The 17,842-nt window shown below is 44.1% G+C and carries 15 protein-coding genes and 2 pseudogenes; 10 read left to right on the forward strand and 7 right to left on the reverse strand.

Features of this window, described 5'->3' with window-relative positions; all coding sequences use genetic code 11:
- Positions 1–85: 85 nt before the first annotated feature.
- Positions 86–1,054 carry a mannose-6-phosphate isomerase, class I gene (gene manA, locus AC5W2J_RS15790; protein WP_496060420.1) on the forward strand — a complete coding sequence of 323 codons (969 nt, stop codon included), beginning with the start codon at positions 86–88 and terminating at the stop codon, positions 1,052–1,054.
- Between the two features lie 39 nt (positions 1,055–1,093).
- Here manA and AC5W2J_RS15795 read toward each other — a convergent pair whose 3' ends face one another.
- From AC5W2J_RS15795 to treP, 5 genes and pseudogenes are all read right to left on the reverse strand, one after another.
- On the reverse strand, positions 1,094–2,053 hold the full coding sequence (locus tag AC5W2J_RS15795) for a PD-(D/E)XK nuclease family protein (protein WP_496060421.1): 960 nt from the start codon (positions 2,051–2,053) through the stop codon (positions 1,094–1,096).
- A 115-nt stretch (positions 2,054–2,168) separates the two neighbouring features.
- Positions 2,169–2,882 (reverse strand): trehalose operon repressor, encoded by a 714-nt coding sequence (treR, locus tag AC5W2J_RS15800; RefSeq protein ID WP_496060422.1) that lies wholly within the window; start codon positions 2,880–2,882, stop codon positions 2,169–2,171.
- A gap of 17 nt (positions 2,883–2,899) precedes the next feature.
- A pseudogene (locus AC5W2J_RS15805) lies at positions 2,900–4,084 on the reverse strand (alpha,alpha-phosphotrehalase); the annotation flags it as partial.
- A gap of 16 nt (positions 4,085–4,100) precedes the next feature.
- Positions 4,101–4,709, reverse strand: a pseudogene (locus tag AC5W2J_RS15810) (alpha-amylase family glycosyl hydrolase); the annotation flags it as partial.
- 107 nt (positions 4,710–4,816) lie between these two features.
- A complete protein-coding gene (gene treP, locus AC5W2J_RS15815) occupies positions 4,817–6,235 on the reverse strand; it encodes a PTS system trehalose-specific EIIBC component (protein ID WP_496060423.1) in 1,419 nt (472 codons plus the stop codon).
- A gap of 258 nt (positions 6,236–6,493) precedes the next feature.
- On the opposite strand from treP, the gene msrA reads away from it, so the two are divergent.
- The gene (msrA, locus tag AC5W2J_RS15820) at positions 6,494–7,621 is read left to right on the forward strand and encodes a peptide-methionine (S)-S-oxide reductase MsrA (RefSeq protein ID WP_496060424.1); all 1,128 of its coding nucleotides are present in this window, start codon (positions 6,494–6,496) and stop codon (positions 7,619–7,621) included.
- A gap of 328 nt (positions 7,622–7,949) precedes the next feature.
- On the opposite strand, the gene mreBH is transcribed toward msrA, so the two are convergent.
- Both mreBH and lplA read right to left on the reverse strand, forming a co-directional pair.
- Positions 7,950–8,957: a rod-share determining protein MreBH gene (gene mreBH / locus AC5W2J_RS15825; protein ID WP_496060425.1), complete on the reverse strand. Its 1,008-nt coding sequence runs from the start codon at positions 8,955–8,957 to the stop codon at positions 7,950–7,952.
- 149 nt (positions 8,958–9,106) lie between these two features.
- Positions 9,107–10,102: a lipoate--protein ligase gene (gene lplA / locus AC5W2J_RS15830; RefSeq protein WP_496060426.1), complete on the reverse strand. Its 996-nt coding sequence runs from the start codon at positions 10,100–10,102 to the stop codon at positions 9,107–9,109.
- A 248-nt stretch (positions 10,103–10,350) separates the two neighbouring features.
- On the opposite strand from lplA, the gene AC5W2J_RS15835 reads away from it, so the two are divergent.
- From AC5W2J_RS15835 to AC5W2J_RS15870, 8 genes are all read left to right on the forward strand, one after another.
- Positions 10,351–10,473, forward strand: a complete 123-nt coding sequence (locus AC5W2J_RS15835; protein ID WP_496060427.1) for a hypothetical protein — start codon at positions 10,351–10,353, stop codon at positions 10,471–10,473.
- Positions 10,474–10,715: 242 nt separating this feature from the next.
- Positions 10,716–11,420 (forward strand): phosphoadenylyl-sulfate reductase, encoded by a 705-nt coding sequence (locus tag AC5W2J_RS15840; protein ID WP_496060428.1) that lies wholly within the window; start codon positions 10,716–10,718, stop codon positions 11,418–11,420.
- Positions 11,421–11,444: 24 nt separating this feature from the next.
- Positions 11,445–12,590 carry a sulfate adenylyltransferase gene (gene sat, locus AC5W2J_RS15845; protein WP_496060429.1) on the forward strand — a complete coding sequence of 382 codons (1,146 nt, stop codon included), beginning with the start codon at positions 11,445–11,447 and terminating at the stop codon, positions 12,588–12,590.
- Between the two features lie 30 nt (positions 12,591–12,620).
- Positions 12,621–13,226, forward strand: coding sequence for an adenylyl-sulfate kinase (cysC, locus tag AC5W2J_RS15850; protein WP_496060430.1), 606 nt, complete (start codon positions 12,621–12,623; stop codon positions 13,224–13,226).
- Between the two features lie 130 nt (positions 13,227–13,356).
- Positions 13,357–14,790 carry a uroporphyrinogen-III C-methyltransferase gene (gene cobA, locus AC5W2J_RS15855; RefSeq protein ID WP_496060431.1) on the forward strand — a complete coding sequence of 478 codons (1,434 nt, stop codon included), beginning with the start codon at positions 13,357–13,359 and terminating at the stop codon, positions 14,788–14,790.
- 24 nt (positions 14,791–14,814) lie between these two features.
- Positions 14,815–15,585: a sirohydrochlorin chelatase gene (locus AC5W2J_RS15860; protein WP_496060432.1), complete on the forward strand. Its 771-nt coding sequence runs from the start codon at positions 14,815–14,817 to the stop codon at positions 15,583–15,585.
- The gene (locus tag AC5W2J_RS15865; RefSeq protein ID WP_496060433.1) at positions 15,578–16,036 is read left to right on the forward strand and encodes a precorrin-2 dehydrogenase/sirohydrochlorin ferrochelatase family protein; all 459 of its coding nucleotides are present in this window, start codon (positions 15,578–15,580) and stop codon (positions 16,034–16,036) included. Before AC5W2J_RS15860 ends, AC5W2J_RS15865 begins: the two co-directional genes overlap by 8 nt.
- Before the next feature lie 85 nt (positions 16,037–16,121).
- Positions 16,122–17,807, forward strand: coding sequence for a M20/M25/M40 family metallo-hydrolase (locus tag AC5W2J_RS15870; RefSeq protein WP_496060434.1), 1,686 nt, complete (start codon positions 16,122–16,124; stop codon positions 17,805–17,807).
- Positions 17,808–17,842: the final 35 nt, after the last annotated feature.

Below are 17,842 nucleotides of genomic sequence, written 5' to 3' on the forward strand. Positions count from 1 at the left end.
AAGCCTGGTTTCGGCTTTTCTTTTCTTCCGAATTTTTTTACAATGAATAAGTACATAATACAGCAGCAGACAAAAGGAGGCACCTATGTATAATGAACCGATTTTTCTGGAACCGGTTTTTCAGGAACGTATTTGGGGAGGGGAACAGCTTCACACCAAATTCGGGTATAATATCCCATCAAATAAAACAGGGGAGTGCTGGGGGATTTCCGCCCACCCTAACGGAGAAAGTTATGTTAAAAACGGCCCGCTTCAAGGAAGCAGACTTTCCGGCCTCTGGTCGGAGAACCCGGAATTATTCGGGCATCCTAAAGAAGAAACATTTCCTTTACTAGTAAAAATACTGGATGCGGCGGAAGATCTTTCCGTTCAGGTTCATCCCGATGACACCGAGGCGCAGGAGCTTGAACGGGGAGAAGCTTACGGGAAAACAGAATGCTGGTATGTCCTTGAAGCAGAGGAAGGGGCAGAACTCGTTCTCGGCCACCATGCCGAAACAAAGAAAGAATTAAGTGAATATATGAAGATGAGTGCATGGGAGCGTCTATTGCATAAAGTCCCTATTCAAAAAGGTGATTTTTTCTATGTGCCGAGCGGGACCATTCACGCCATCGGCAGAGGAACGCTTATTCTGGAAACCCAGCAGAGTTCGGACACGACGTACCGGGTGTATGATTATGACCGGCAGAATCCGGATGGCAGCAAAAGAGAGCTTCATACAGAAAAATCAATCTATGTAACAAAAACGCCTCACGAAAACACGCAGCCGGAACGAAAGAAAGTCGTGCAGACAGATAAGGCTGAAGTGGAACAGCTCGTGTCGTCTCCATTCTTCTCTGTGCTTCACCTCCGGGTAAATGGAGCATACGAGCCTGATTTTGCCTCAAGTTATCAGCTGGTAAGCGTGACTGAAGGACATGTGGATATAAAAACAGCGGAAAAGACAGTTAAAGCAGAAAAAGGAGATCATTTTATTCTGCCTGCGACCCTCAAAAATGTTGTACTTCAAGGCAGGGGAGAGATGATTGTCAGCAGCCCTGAACCGCTGCTGTAAGAAAAACAGCCGGATGGAAATCCGGCTGTTTATTTGATCCTATTTAAAAAGAACTTTTCCGGGAAAGCAGAGTTCATGGAAATTGCAGCGCGTACAGGCCCGCTGATACTCTGTTGTCTGCGGAAACTGCTCAACAGGGAGCGGTTTGTTTAAGGAAGGGTCTTCCAGGTAATTTTTCATTTGGCTGACGCTTGTTTTCATTAACTGCTGGACTTCTTCGAGCACTTCATTCGTTAATACATGCTCTTCGTGCGTGCCTTCCAGCAGATATTCATTGCGGATAACAATATGGTCAATGTCCGGGACCGGGTAATTTTCCAGAATGTACAGCACATATAATGCGAGCTGGTGAGGATCCTCTGCTGACTTTTTCCCGGTTTTCCAGTCCACGATTGTCCATACATCCGTTTCTTTATGATGATAAAGAAAGTCAAGAACGACGTAGACTTTTTCCCCGTTCAGCTGAATGGTCCTGAACTGTTCCGCCTCCATGAAATGAACCGACTCTTTGTGTTCATTTATTTCCCGATACGTTTTGCTTGTAAAAAAATGAGCAAATGCCAGTTCCAGGCGCTGTTTTATTTTTTCGATTTTTTCTTTAGGAAGCACCGGTGCTTCCCCGTAGTATATTTCATGAAACATCGTCCCTCTCTTAGGACGGTTCCACCATATTTCTTTTTCGTTAACCGCTTCGAGAAACCCGTTGTTGAGCTCACTGCGTATTTCTTTTTTTAACGTTTCTTCATCTGCAGGAGGATTTCCTTTATAGAACTCATTGATTATATGTTCGACTTTATCATGCACGAGCGAGCCGAAAAACATTTCCAGGTTCGTAATATTTTTCAGCCGGTACGCATGCTTCTGCGACTCTTCCGCCTGACGGAGCCAGCCGTTGTGAGCCGAGTAGTATTGGTGGGCATACTGCCTTGCACAGTTCAGCAGTGTCTTGTGTCTGGAAAGAGACCAGGAAAATTCAGGATAAGGCTTAATTTCAAACATATGTTCACCTGCTTTCCTTCCTATCGTATCACAGGATAGGCGTATATTTCACCTTTTGAAAGGGCGCAGCACGCCTGAACAAAAAACAGGACCCTTTTAACAGGGTCCTGAACTATTATCTGTTCCGTCTTGCGAAATCAACAAAACGAAATTTGTCGGTACGATGCCTTGATTCAGTATATTGAAAAAGCAGGGCATTATCGAGATAAACATAGTTTCTAACGACGACAATCGTGGAAAAGCCATCCAGGTCCAGCAGATCCCGATCTTCTTTTGTAGGCTCTTCGACAGTGATTTCTTTTTTAGCGAAACTGATCGTAAGCGCCAGCGTATCTTCCAAATATTCATAAATAGAAGAGGCGCAGATTTTTTTTGTAAGTGCAGGAGCCGTCCGTTTAAGAATGACATCTTTGTCCAGGATAATTCGTTCCCCATCAATTTCCCTTACTCTGGAAATATTCCAGAGCGGTTCCTCTGAATCAATATCCAGCGTTTTTTCAAGAAAAGGAGTAGGAAGAATCGTTTCAAACTTTATGACAGAAGTAGAGGCTCTCTGTCCCAGCTTATCGGCAAGCTCCTTAAAGCTTACAAGACCGGAAATAGGAAAGTTTACTTTGTCTATTTCCAGCACCACAGATCCTTTGCCCTGAATCCGCTGAATATAGCCGTGTTCTGATAATAACTTTAACGCTTTGCGGATGGTTTCTCTTGAAACGCTGTATTTTTCGGTCAGTTCGGATTCAGAAGGGAGAAGTTCCTGAGCCTGATATACTCCGCTGCTGATTTCTTTAGCCAGCTCATCGTAAATAAGAATGTATTTATTTTTCATGCTATCACCAGCTCGTCTTATTCATTTATTATCCTGTATATCGCTGTTTCATAAGGACGAAGCGATATGTTATCAGGTACGGCTGCACTATCTTTGTAGTTGGATAAAAGCAGTTCTGCACTGCCTTTCAAGTGTTCTTTCTCCTCTGTACTCCATAGCGCCTTCGTTTCGGTACCGTAAAAATTGTTAACAACAACGAGTTTTTCATTTTCCGTCGATCGCACATAAGCAAAAATGGACGGGTCTTCTTTCAAAAGCAGCGTAAAGTCGCCTTCTGTAATAATGTCATACTTTTTTCGAAGCTTAATGAGCGCCTGGTAAAAATAGAAAATGGAGTTCTCATCAGCGACCGCCTGCTCCGCATTAATTTCTTTATAGTTGGAAGCAGGGAAGAGCCATGGTGTACCGTTTGTAAAGCCTGCGTGTTCTGAAGCATTCCACTGCACAGGCGTACGGGAATTATCACGGGAGCGTTCTTTAATGATCGTTAATGCTTCATCTTTTGTCAGGCCGGAAGTAAGAAGCTCTTCGTACACATTAAGTGTTTCCACATCGCGGTAATCTTCAATGCGGTTGAAACCAGGGTTGGTCATGCCGAATTCTTCTCCCTGGTACACATAAGGAGTGCCTTGAAGCATGTGGATAGTGGCTGCAAGCATTTTGGCGGATTCGATTCGGTAGGTGCCGTCATCTCCGTATCTGCTGACAATCCGCGGCTGATCGTGGTTACACCAGAATAAAGCATTCCAGCCGCCGCCTTCATTCATGCGTTTCTGCCAGGTGGACAAAATCCGTTTCAGCTCCAAGAAGTCAAACGGTGCAAGCTTCCACTTTTCCCCGTTGGGATAGTCTACTTTTAAATGGTGAAAGTTAAATGTCATATCAAGCTCACGACGTTCCGGATTTGTATATTTGATGCAGTGGTCAATCGTTGTGGAAGACATTTCGCCTACCGTGACGCTGTTGTATTTAGAAAATACGTGTTCATTCATTTCTCTCATATATTCATGCACGCGCGGGCCGTCCGTATAAAATTTCCTCCCGTCGCCGGGTGGTACAGAACCATCGTCGCTTGGGAAAGACTGATCCTTTGAAATTAAATTAATCACGTCAAGACGGAAGCCGTCGACTCCTTTTTGGAACCAGTAATTCATCATCCGGTAAATATCTTCGCGCAGATTCTCATTTTCCCAGTTTAAATCAGNACTGATCCTTTGAAATTAAATTAATCACGTCAAGACGGAAGCCGTCGACTCCTTTTTGGAACCAGTAATTCATCATCCGGTAAATATCTTCGCGCAGATTCTCATTTTCCCAGTTTAAATCAGCCTGAGTTTTATCAAAAAGGTGAAGGTAATACTGTCCGGAGGCTTCATCATATTCCCAGGCGGAGCCGCCGAACTTTGATTTCCAGTTGTTTGGGGCTTCTCCATTAACGGGATCTTTCCAGATGAAGTAATCGCGGTATTTATTATCTTTCGACGACTGGGCTTCCTGAAACCATTTAGAGTCAGTGGAGATATGATTGACCACAATGTCCATAATGATTTTTAAATCCCTGCGCCGTGCTTCGTGGAGAAGGCGGTCAAAATCAGCCATCGTTCCATACTCTGAATAAATGGAATAATAATCGCTGATGTCGTAGCCGTTATCTTTTTGGGGTGATTCATAAATAGGGGTGAGCCATAGAATATCTACACCCAGATCTCTTAGGTAATCCAGTTTTTCGATAATACCTTGTATATCTCCAAGTCCATTACCCTGCGTATCATTGAAGCTTTTCGGATATATTTGGTAAACCGTTGATTTTTTCCACCAATCTGCCATCTTGAAACCCACCTTTGCTGTAATAATAAGCATTTCCCCTATTTACTTTAGTATAAATAAGGGAAATGCTCCAGTTTTGTTTTTTTATGAGTCTGTTCGGCAGACGATTATACTTCTACTTTTTTCACTTTAGCGTACGTAATAGTAAGAACGAATGGAACGACAATTGCTATGACCATGCCGATAATAAAAGGAATCCAGTCTTCCGGGAAAATCGAGAAGACGCCGGGAATACCTCCAACTCCGATTGAAGTGGCAAGGACTCCGTTTACTGTAATAAACATCGATGCCATGGCAGAGCCTATAATGGCACAGACAAACGGAAAGCGAAAGCGCAGGTTAACCCCGAATAATGCAGGCTCTGTTACGCCGAGAAATGCAGAGATGCCGGACGAACTTGCAAGTCCGCGGAGATTCTTATCTTTTGTAGCAAGAATCATGGCAAACGCTGCAGCACCCTGGGCGATATTGGATAATGCCAGGATCGGCCACAGGAAGGTACCTCCGGTAGATCCAATCAGCTGAAGGTCAACAGCTAAAAACGTATGATGAAGACCGGTTACAACCATCGGCGCATACAGGAGGCCGTATAATAGACCACCGAGCAGCGCGAATGAATCGAACGTTGCCACAAAGAAATCTGTAATGGCGTTACCAATGGCGAACGTTACAGGGCCAATGATAATAAATGACAACAGACCGGTAATGAGAAGGGCACCAGGTGCTACGACGAGCATGGAAATAACATCCGGTACTCGTTTTTTTAAGTAAATCTCAATTTTCGCAAGAACGTAGGATGCTAATAACACAGGAAGAACCTGACCCTGGTAACCAATACTTTCTACATCAAGTCCAAATAAATTCCAAACCGGCACTTCACCGGCTGCGCTTGCGTCTGCATAGGTGTTGGCATTCAAGAGATCGGGATGAACGAGAATTAGACCAAGCACAATACCCAGCAGCGGGCTGCCTCCGAATTTCGTTACTGCAGACCAGCCGATTAATGCCGGCAGAAACACGAAAGCTGCACTGGCGATAACGCTGATCATTGCAGCTATGCCTGACCACTGAGGATACACATCGATGATGGATTGTTCATCAAAGAAGATTCCCGGCCCTGTGAGAATATTGTTAATCCCCAGCAGAAGACCCGCGGTTACGATGGCTGGAAGAATAGGAATGAATATGTCTGCGAGCATGCGGATAAAACGCTGAAAAGCATTTTGTTTTTTCCCTGCCTGTTCTTTTACTTCCTCCTTGGAAGTACCTTCTTTGCCGGTGATTTCCTGTAGAAATGCGTAGGCTTTTTCTACCGCCCCCTGGCCGATAATGACCTGATACTGGCCGCTTGATGAAAATGAGCCTCTTACAATATCAATGTTTTCGAGCGTCTCCTGATCGACTTTCGCTTCATCATGAAGAATAAATCGAAGCCTCGTCACACAATGGGTAACAGATTGAATATTGTCTGCGCCGCCTACCGCTGAAACAATTTCTTCTACGGATTTTTTTGTTACTTTAGCCATAAGATCCCTCCTGGTAAACGTTCTCATTTTTTATGAAAAATAAAAATTGCAATAGCTTGTATATACAAGTAATGCGCTTACAATTATATTAGCTTGTATATACAAATTAGTCAATCAGTAATTAAAAATAAATAGTATGAACTAATCAGAGATTATTTACGTATGCTTTTTACAGCAGAGAATTAAAAGCTGTAATGATTTTAAAGCTTGTTACTTTTCGTTATAATAAAAGCAGAGATCTGATACGGGGGGATAAAAGTGAACAAAAAAAGATGGCTTGTTAGCATAACGGCAGTAATTTTACTGGCAGGCGCCTGGTTTGTGTATCAATCATTTACAGATTCTGAATATGAAGAAGTACTTGCCACCGAACAGACAGAAGTGCAGGGAGATTTAGAAGGGCTGGAGCAGGCTACATTTGCGGGGGGCTGTTTCTGGTGCATGGAGCCGCCTTTTGAGTCACAGCCTGGTGTTGTCAGCGTCATTTCCGGATACACTGGAGGCGTAGAAGAAAACCCAACTTATGAAGAAGTAGCGGGTAAGCAGACAAGCCATCAGGAAGCGGTGCAGATAACATATGATCCGGAGCAGATCAGCTATGAAGACCTTCTGCAGATTTTCTGGCGCCAGATTGACCCGACCGATGACGAAGGACAGTTTGTAGATAAAGGTGAGCCTTATTTATCGGCAGTATTTTACCATGATGAAGCGCAGAGGCAGGCTGCGGAATCGTCTTTAATGGAAATGGATGAATCCGGCAGGTTTGACGGAGAGATTGTTACTTCGATTGAAGAATACGATACATTTTATGAAGCAGAGGAATACCATCAGGATTATTATAAGAAAAACGAAGGAAGGTATGAATTTTACCGGGCCAACTCCGGCCGCGATGCCTATTTGAATGAAGTATGGGGGGATGACAAAGAGTACGAGGTAAGTTCGGGCTCTCTATATAAGTTGGAAGATAAAGAGTCGGTGGTGGCATCATTAGACAGCATGCAGTATGAAGTAACGCAGGAAGATGGCACGGAACCAGCTTACGATAACATCTACCATGACAATACAGAAGAAGGAATATACGTGGATATTGTGTCGGGAGAGCCTTTATTCAGCTCGCAGGACCAGTATGATTCCGGCACAGGCTGGCCGAGTTTTACGAGGCCGCTTGAACTGACAAACATTACGTATGAAGAAGACAGCGGTATTTTCGGTACAAGCGTGGAAGTGCGCAGTAAACATGCCGATTCGCATTTAGGGCACGTCTTTCAGGATGGCCCTGAACCAACCGGTCTCAGATACTGCATGAATTCAGCTGCGATGGAATTTATTCCGGTGGACGAACTGGAAGGAACCGAATACGAAGCCTATGCGGCTGACTTTAACTAAAACAAGAGGCTGTCTCAAAACGTACTCCGTAGATTTTAGTCTTCGTTTTACTAATGATAAGAGAAGACAAACGAAAACCCTCGTATTCCTTTTGAAAGGAATACGAGGGTTTTTAAATACAGCGATGGTTATCTTTTTTGAAAACAAAACCATAAAAAAGGACCAGGCGGTGGCTCAGGGAGGGCGGCCATCGCTGAAGATAAAGAGAGTGTTCTAGCTGAAGCACGGCCTGCCGAAAGCCTCCGCCTGGATAAACCTCTGCCTATTTTTTTCAGAGTCTAAGGGGGGTTCATTTTTCAAATGTACTTTTGAGACAGCCCCTTTGTTGTTATATGCTTGCTTTTTGCAGGCGGTCAATAATTTTAAGTGATTTGCCGGTGCCGATAACCACTGCTTCCAGCGGGGAATCTGCAAGGTGGACCGGAACGATAATTTCTTCATTCAGCCATTCTTCCATCCCGTGCAGCAGAGAGCCGCCTCCGGTAAGGACAATACCCTGGTCTACGATGTCTCCGCTTAATTCAGCCGGACAGTTTTCAAGGGTACTGCGGATCGTTTCCAGAATCTGCTGAAGTGTTTCATTAATCGCCTGATGAATTTCCTCAGTAGTAACCGTAATAGGTTTAGGCAGGCCCGTAACGAGGTCACGTCCTCTAATTTCGAGGGTTTCTTCGCGGAGAGTTGCTTTGGCGCTGCCGACGTTTATTTTTATCTGCTCGGCTGTGCGTTCCCCAATAAGCAGGTTATGTTTTTTGCGGACGTGCTGGATAATATCTTCATCAAAATGATCGCCTCCGCGCCGGATAGACTGGGAGGACACAACGCCACCATAGGATATAATACCGACTTCTGTCGTACCGCCGCCGATATCAACGATTACATTAGCAACTGGTTCTTCGACGGGCAGGTTTGCTCCAATGGCAGCTGCGACCGGTTCTTCAATAAGATGAACGGTTTTTGCACCGAATGCAAGCACGGCATCGCGGATAGCGCGGCGTTCAACGGAAGTGGATCCGCACGGGGTGCAGATGATTACTTTAGGCTTTCTCATTGAGATGCCGGATGTTCTGCTGATTTTTTTCATTACGTGTTTAAGCATAGTAGCCGTAATATCAAAATCAGCAATAACACCTTCTTTTAATGGACGGATAGCAATGATTTTTCCTGGTGTCTTTCCAACCATATCCTTTGCTTCCTGGCCGACTGCAAGCACTTCATTGGTTTCTGTATTTAACGCAACGACAGATGGCTCGTTTAAGACAATTCCTTTTTCTTTCGTATAGACTAAAATGTTAGCTGTTCCTAAATCTATACCAATTTCAGTTGAAGTAAACATTTTTTTCACCTTCTTATTATTATTTCGTTATGTAAATATTGCTACAATTTATAATACCATGTTCACCCAGAAGGAACAATTTCTAATAAAGCCTAAAAGAGAAGGACCAGAGCCCGGCTCTTCCAGGTGATTTTAGATGAGATCATATTTTAAAGCAGCAGTTTAATAAATTCACCATGGTCCACTTTCCCGACATATTTTGTTAAGTCATAGCCGGATAAGGCTTCTTCCAATGCTTCTCTAGTGTACTTTGTCCCGGCAAGCACTTTTTCTACTTCCTGGATATCTTCGGTTCCGAAAAAATCCCCGAAAATCCTGCATTCCTGAATCACGCCTTTTTTTACATTGAAGCGGACATCAATAAGGCCGGAAGAAAATTTATATGATTTTTCTACATCAAAGGAAGGGGATCTGCCGTAATTCCAATCCCAGTTTCCATAACGTTCTTCAGATATAGCATGGATTTTTTTCCAGTCGCCACTTGTCAGCTTATAGGAAGGAATGTTTTCCAGGCCGGAAAAAATATGCTGCAGAATAACCTCCTTAAATTCTTCTACCGTGAGCTTTTTATCAAGATAGTCATTAATATTGCCGACACGGCTGCGTATCGATTTGATCCCTTTGGATTTGATTTTTTCATCTCTTACTTTCAAGGCGGAAACGACGTTTTCTATTTCTGAATCTAGCATCAGCGTGCCGTGGCTGAACATCCGTCCTTTAGTGGCAAATTGGGCATTTCCTGATATTTTCTTTCCATCTATTTGAATATCATTTCTGCCTGACATTTCTGCTGGTACTCCAAGCTCATGAAGGGCATCAATAACCGGCTGCGCAAATTTTTTGAAATTATGGAAGCTGTCCCCATCATCTTTTGTGAGAAAGCTGAAGTTTAGATTGCCCTGATCATGATAAACGGCTCCGCCGCCGGAAAGCCTGCGGACAACATGAATATTGTTTTCTTCTACATACGTTGTATTAATTTCTTCTATTGTATTCTGGTTTTTACCGATAATAATAGAAGGTTCGTTTACGTAAAAAAGCAGGTAGATATTATCTTCATCCAGATTCATTGTTTTTAAGGCATATTCTTCAATAGCCAGATTAATACGTGGATTGGTGATTCCTTCATTATCAATAAATTTCATAGTATGCCTCCTGCCTTATTAATAAATATTCTATTATTTTACTACATTCTCCTGCGTATATCGGATAAAAAATATGCATGGATGAATCTTAACCTTATATAGCGAGTATATATACATTAGAAAGGCATTAAGCGGGCTTATCGTCATTTCCCGCTTCATACCCATGCTCAATGCAGGCACAGCGTGTTGGTCTGCCGGAGATAACATCATATAATAGAGAAATAAATAATCGAGAATAGGGGATGGCCATGAAAAGACTGCTTCTTATTCCCTGCGCTATATTTTTAGGTTTTATTATGCAGCTTCAGGATGACCAGAGCTTGACAAACACCAATGAATCGGAAGAAATCACGGTTGAAGAATCACAGTAAATCTATAGTGTACATATGTAGAAAGCAGAGCCGGACGAGGGTTCTGCTTCTTTCGTATAGGTATTTCCAGAAGGTCTGGAAAATGCTTCTGATAATATAAAAAGAATAATAGTAACAGGAAGATTGACATTTTTGCAAATACTCACTAAAATGACGTTAACGAGTAAACATATAATATCGATAAACTTACTGAGGATTAAACGTGTTTTAATAGATATCATAAAAAAAGGAGACGGTGGAGCATGATAACATTCCCTACGCTCGATCAGGATCAGCTTGATCAGGTGAATAAAGAAACGCTGGCTGGAAAAGATGCTTTAGACGTTATCAAGTGGGCCTATGCCGAGTACGGCGATGAGCTGGTTTACGCATGCAGCTTCGGGGCTGAGGGTATGGTGCTTATCGATTTAATTACACGTGTGAAACCCGATGCGAAAATTATTTTCCTGGATACTAATTTTCATTTCAAAGAAACATATGATTTAATTGAAGAAGTGAAAGAGCGTTACCCGAAGCTTAGAGTGGACATGCTGCAGCCGATGACACCGGCTGAGCAGGAGGAACAGGAAGGTCCGGAGCTGTGGAAGACCAATCCGGACAAGTGCTGTTCGATCCGGAAGCTTGTTCCGCTGGAAGGAGCTTTGAATCAGCATACAGCATGGTTATCCGGGTTAAGGCGCTCCCAGTCTTTAACAAGAAAAGATACGCAGTTTGTTAATAAAGACAAACGCTTTTCTTCTGTAAAGATCTGTCCGCTCATTCATTGGTCGTGGGACGACGTCTGGATGTACATTAAAGGTTTCAACCTTCCGTACAACCCGCTTCATGACCAGGAATATCCAAGCATCGGCTGTGTGCAGTGCACAGCTAAAGTAAAGGATGGAGAAGATCTTCGCAGCGGACGCTGGTCCCAGACTGGAAAAACAGAATGCGGCCTGCACAAATAATGCAAAATCAAAGGAGTTAACAACATGTCAAAGAGTATCCCGCACGGCGGAACATTAATTAACAAAAAAGAACTTGGAATGGATACAAGCTCGATTACCCACAGCATTCCATTGGACGAAACAGCGTTGTCTGATCTGGAGCTTATTGCCAACGGCGCGTTCAGCCCGTTAACTGGATTTTTAAATGAAGCAGACTATCAGTCCGTTGTGGAAAACACGCGGCTTGCTGATGGTACAGTGTGGAGTATTCCTATCACACTTCCAGTGGAAAATGAGATTGCAGCAAGCCTGCAGCCCGGCGAAAAAGCGCTGCTTACTTTTGATGGAAAAACGTACGGCGTTATTAATGTAGAAGAAGTGTATTCGCCTGATAAAGAAAAAGAAGCAGAGCATGTATACAGAACGACGGACAGCGAACATCCCGGTGTCAAAAAAGTATACGACCGCCCGGCAGTTTATGTAGCCGGTGAAATCATTCAAGTGGAAGAAATTGTTCATCCCCAGTTCGATACGTATTATCTGGATCCAGCTGAAACAAGAGCGGAATTCGATGAAAGGCAATGGGAAACGGTCGTTGGATTTCAGACGAGAAATCCGGTTCACCGTGCACATGAGTACATTCAAAAAACAGCCCTTGAAACAGTGGACGGCCTTTTCCTGAATCCGCTTGTCGGCGCAACGAAATCTGATGATATCCCTGCAGACGTCCGGATGAAAAGCTATGAAGTTCTGTTAAAAGATTATTATCCGGAAGACCGTACATATCTTGCCGTATTTCCGGCAGCGATGAGATACGCAGGACCAAGAGAAGCTATTTTCCATGCGATGGTACGCAAAAATTATGGCTGTACCCACTTCATTGTCGGACGTGACCACGCAGGTGTCGGCGATTATTACGGTACGTATGATGCCCAGCATATCTTTAAGCACTTTACAGAGGAAGAACTTGGCATTAAACCGCTGTTTTTTGAACACAGCTTCTATTGCAAGAAATGTGAAAACATGGCTTCAGCAAAAACATGTCCACATGATAAAGAAGATCACGTCATTTTATCCGGCACAAAAGTACGCGCGATGCTTAAAAATGGAGACATGCCTCCAGCAGAGTTCAGCCGTCCGGAAGTAGTAGCGGTTCTGATCGAAGGCATGCAGGAACCGGCATCTAAATAAACAAAAAGCGCGGAAGGAGAATGATGGAAAATGAGTGAAAATCAAAATATCGTATGGCATCAGGCATCTGTTTCCAAACAGGAGCGGGAAAAAGCAACAGGAAATAAAAGCCTGGTTCTCTGGTTTACCGGCTTATCCGGTTCCGGCAAGTCCACGGTGGCAAACGTTGTGTCCCGTAAATTGTTTGAAGCAGGGAAAAATACGTATGTTCTGGATGGAGATAACGTCCGTCACGGCCTGAATAAAGACCTCGGGTTTTCGGATGAAGACAGAACAGAAAATATAAGACGAATCGGCGAAGTAGCAAAGCTGTTTGTAGACGCCGGCCATATCGTAAGCACTGCTTTTATTTCTCCTTTTCAGGCAGACAGGGACCAGGTCCGGGGATTGCTTGAAGACGGCGAGTTTATGGAAGTCTTTGTAAAGGCAAGTCTTGCAGTTTGTGAAGAAAGAGATCCAAAAGGATTGTATAAAAAAGCAAGAAGCGGAGAAATTCCGGAATTTACCGGCATCACTTCTCCTTACGAAGAACCAGCTGATCCGGAACTTGTAGTAGATACGGAGAATAACAGCATTGAGGAAGCTGCTGATCTTGTGATTGCAGAGCTTGAGAAAAGAAACCTCATCCGCTCTTAAAAAGATACACCAATACACGACATGGAAAGGTGCTCCTCTTGCAGGAGCACCTTCCCTGCATATATAGGCTTTTTTCTATACAATGAACACTAACGTAAAAAAAGCAGGAAAGCGTAAATGGAGGAAAACCATGGAATCAGGTACTGTATATTTAGTAGGGGCAGGTCCCGGAGATGTAGGCCTTATGACTATCAGGGGAAAGGAATGCCTGGAAAAAGCAGATGTCATTTTATATGACCGGCTCGTTAACCCGCTTATACTATCATCTGCAAAATCAGGCGCTGAAACGATTTACTGCGGTAAACTACCGGACCGGCATCATCTGCGGCAGGAAGCTATTCAGGAGTTAATGGTGCAGAAAGCAAAAGAGAATAAGACTGTTGTTCGGTTGAAAGGGGGCGACCCCGGCATGTTTGGCCGTTCGGGTGAGGAAGCCGCTGCTCTCGTAGAAAACGGCATTACGTATGAAGTGATTCCTGGTATTACCTCCGGTATTGCGGCGCCTCTCTATGCCGGTGTGCCGGTTACCCACCGCGATTTTTCCGGCAGTTTTGCTGCGGTCACGGCGCATTCCAAATCAACGACCGGAGAGCCGGAAGTGGACTGGGCTGCTTTTGCTAAAATCGATACGATTTCGTTTTATATGGGGGTGAAAAATCTGCCTCACATCGTAAAAAAACTTATCGAGCACGGAAAGCCGGAAACAACATCAGTGCTGATTGTAGAATGGGGAACGACGGCAAGACAGAAAACAGTGTCCGGAACGCTTGCTGACATTGTAGAACAGGCTGAAAAATATGAGGTGCATAATCCGGCCATTACCCTGATCGGTAATGTTTCTTCTTTGTACGAAAAGCTGAACTGGTTTGAAAAGAAGCCCCTGCAAGGAAGGTATGCCTGGATTGTGAAAACAGCACCGGGGGCCGGCAGATTTACAACGGAATTAAGGGAAAACGGAGCAGAAGTATTGGAATATCCCAGATATACGATAGAATGGGAAAATAAAGATTTCCCGGCAATCCCGGAGACAGTAGAGCAGATTCTTTTCCACTCCCCGGACAGTGTGCGGATATTTTTTCAGGCGCTTAAACAGGCAGGAAAAGATATCCGCTCGATAAAATGTTCTCTCGGAAGCGAAAGCGAACGAACAAACGAACAACTTAAAAACTATGGAATTATCCCAAAACGACTTACCGGACTGGAAGATCGTTATATTCTTCATGCCGGTCCTGATAAAAAAACAGAAAAGATCCCGGATGAAGCAGCGGGAACGTGGATCTCGCATTCGATCAAACGAGCTGCTTCGGCAGAAGAGGTCGCAGGTCACATCTTTGACGAAGACTACATTAATACGGTCATTTTACCTTCAGCCCAATCGGTTTCCGTGCTGGGCGAAGAATTGGAGCGGACCGGAGTGGAAATGGAAGCATGGCTGAAAAAAAGAGACGTTATCTGCTTTGGGCCTGCCACAGAAAAAGCTCTTAAAGAAAAAGGCTGGCATAGTGACAAAACACTGGATCAACCCGGACTTGCCCACCTGGTGCAGGCACTGCATTACGTTTAACAGCTTAAAAGGAGGTCTTTTTTTATGGAAGCCATACTATATGTAGGCCACGGCAGCCGTGTTAAAGCCGGAAATGAACAAATGAAGGATTTTGTGGAAAAAGCCAAGCAGGCGGTAGACTGTGATATTCAGGAAATCTGCTTTTTAGAATTAGCGGCGCCTGATATCACAGAAGGAATGAAGCGCTGTGTGGAAAGAGGTGCTGCCTCTATTCTCGCTGTACCCGTGCTGTTATTTTCAGCAGGCCATATGAAAGTGGACATTCCCGAAGAACTAGTTAAAGCAATGGAACATTTTCCGGATGTTCCTGTTAAATTTGGAAAGCCGTTTGGTGTACATGAAGAAATACTGCATGTACTTGAAAAAAGGCTGACCGAAGCCGGGTGGAAACAGGGAGACGATGCAGACTTTTTGATGGTTGGAAGAGGCAGCAGTGATATCGGCGCCCTTCGTGATTTCAGCGCAATGTGTACGCACCTGCAGAATAGAACCAGAGCGAAGCGGGTGGAAAAAGCCTACCTGGCGGCCGCACTGCCTACATTTGATGAAGGACTGGAGTCTATTTCTTCTTCAGAAGCGCAGGCTGTTTATGTTCTGCCTTATCTGTTATTTACAGGCATGCTTATGAAAGAGCTTAACGAAAAAATTGCTGCAAAGTCCCGTGAAATGAATATTCCCATTATTTTATGCGACCCGCTGGGATTTGATAAAGACTTAGTAAAAATACTCTGCGAAAGAGTCGAAGATACAAAGGCCCGGCCGGTATTTACAGGAGACGTTATTCCATATGTATGATTTCCCGGTCTTTCTCTCTCTTACAGGGATGCCTGTGGTCGTCATAGGCGGAGGAAAGATTGCCTTTCGTAAGGCGGTGAAAATAGAAGAATCCGGTGCGGACATGACGGTAGTGGCACCGGAATTCCATGCCGGTTTTGAACAGTGGATGCAGGAAAAAAATATTAAAAAGATAAAAGATAAAGCCCGGCCGGAACATATAAAAGGTGCTTTTCTCATTATTTCTGCTTCTGGAAGCCTTGAGGCAAAAGAAATGATAAAGGCCCATCACAGTTCCAATCAGCTCATTAATGGGGCAGATGATAAAACATTCGGAAACACGGCTTTTCCGGCTGCGATTAAAGAAAAAGAATTTCATATAGCAGTTTCCACCGGCGGCCGGTCTCCCCGCCTGGCAAAAGCGATAAAAAACCACCTTATTTCTATAAAAAACCAGCTTCGGCATCTTTGAGCATTCAAGCTTAAGGATGCTTTTCTGTTTTTGTAAAAACGAGATCATGCGATACAATAAAGAAAATGAATGGGGGAAGGATTAAATGCTGCAGTCGGACTATGAAACAGGCCTTTCTCCGGAACAGCTGTACAACCAGCTCAATGGAAAATCACTTGCAGAGCAGTTGGAGCTGATCACGAAAAGGTTAATGGGTATTACAAGCGTGACGGATACAGAAGGAGAAAACGAAATTTCTTCTTATTTATATCGGTTTCTCCAGCAGTTTCCCTGCTTTAAAGGAAATCCGGAAAATTTATGGGAACAGGCGATCACGGGAGATAATCTGCACCGGAAAAATATTTTCGCGCTTATTTCCAGTGCAGAGCCGTCGTCGGATACGGTTATTTTTCATGCGCATTATGACACGGTGGGAATAACGGATTATGGCAACGTGCAGCATATTGCCGGGGAACCGGACAAGCTGAAAGAATATTTTTCCGAACAGCATCCCCGTACAAAGGCTGCGGCTGACGCCAAAGGAGAGGACTGGCTTTTCGGACGAGGCTCGGTAGATATGAAAAGCGGTATGGCGGTTCACCTTCTGAATGTTCTTTACTACAGTACGCATGAAAACGAGTGGACGGGGAACATAGTGCTATTGCTCAATGCGGGAGAAGAGAACGATCATATCGGTATGAAAGCGGCAGCAGAAGAGTGGCTGCGGCTGCAGGAGGAAAGAGGTCTGCGCTACAGACTGGCTGTAAACAATGATTATACGACGTCTCTGCAGGAGGGAGATTTGAATCATTACGCATATACAGGCTCCGCCGGGAAAATGCTTGCCTGTTTTTCTATTTTCGGCCGGCCGGTGCATGCCGGGGAAGTAATGGCAGGGCTCGATCCTACGTTTATCTCTTCTGCACTCAATCAGGCAGTCAGCTACAATGCAGAATTTATGGAAGTGCTTCCCGGGGAATTTACTCTTCCGCCAGTCTGTCTTCAGCAAAAAGATACCAAGCAGGGCTATAACGTGCAGACGCCTGAAAGCGCCCGTCTGTATTTTAATTATTTTTTGTACGAAGAAACTATTGAAGATGCTGTACAGAAGCTTTCTAAAGAAGCACAGAAAGTAAGCAGAGATATTGCTTTGGATATGAAAAAAAGATATGATTCGTTTCTGCAGAAAACGGGGGCACGTCCTGATACTGTTCCTTCATGGGAAATACGGGTCGAAACATGGGACGGATATTGTGAAAAGCTGGAAAATGACGGAGTGCAGGTGAAAGCTCTTGTGGAAAAAGCGGAAAAGGAGTCCAGACTGCTGGATAAAAGAGAAAAAAGCTTTTACATAGCAGAAGCGCTGAGAAAGGAAGATTTGGATAAATCTCCTCTGATTCTTTTATTTCTGACCGCACCGCTTATTCCTCCCGTGACGATCAGAAACCCGGATGTTCAGGAAAAAATTCAAAGAGCGCTGGAAGATACAGAGAAAACATATCATGTTCCGATTGCTTCCAAACAGTACTTTCCTTTTTTATCAGACAGCAGTTTTTTATCGTTGGAGAGCCGGTTTCTTTCCTCCAGTGAAGAGGCTTCTGTTCCTCATATGCCGGGGGGATTTAAAACACACCAGCTGCCACTGCAGGCTATGAAAACGCTTGGAATTCCAGGGATTAACCTTGGTGTTTATGGACGGGACGCTCATCAGTATACAGAGAGGCTTTATAAGCCCTACAGCTTTGAGATCCTTCCTTATTTTATCAGAAGGGTTGTACAGGAATTTTTATAAGAGCACAGAGAGTGTGTGCATGAAACAGAGGGAAA

Source organism: Sinobaca sp. SA16-1 (genome assembly GCF_059510515.1).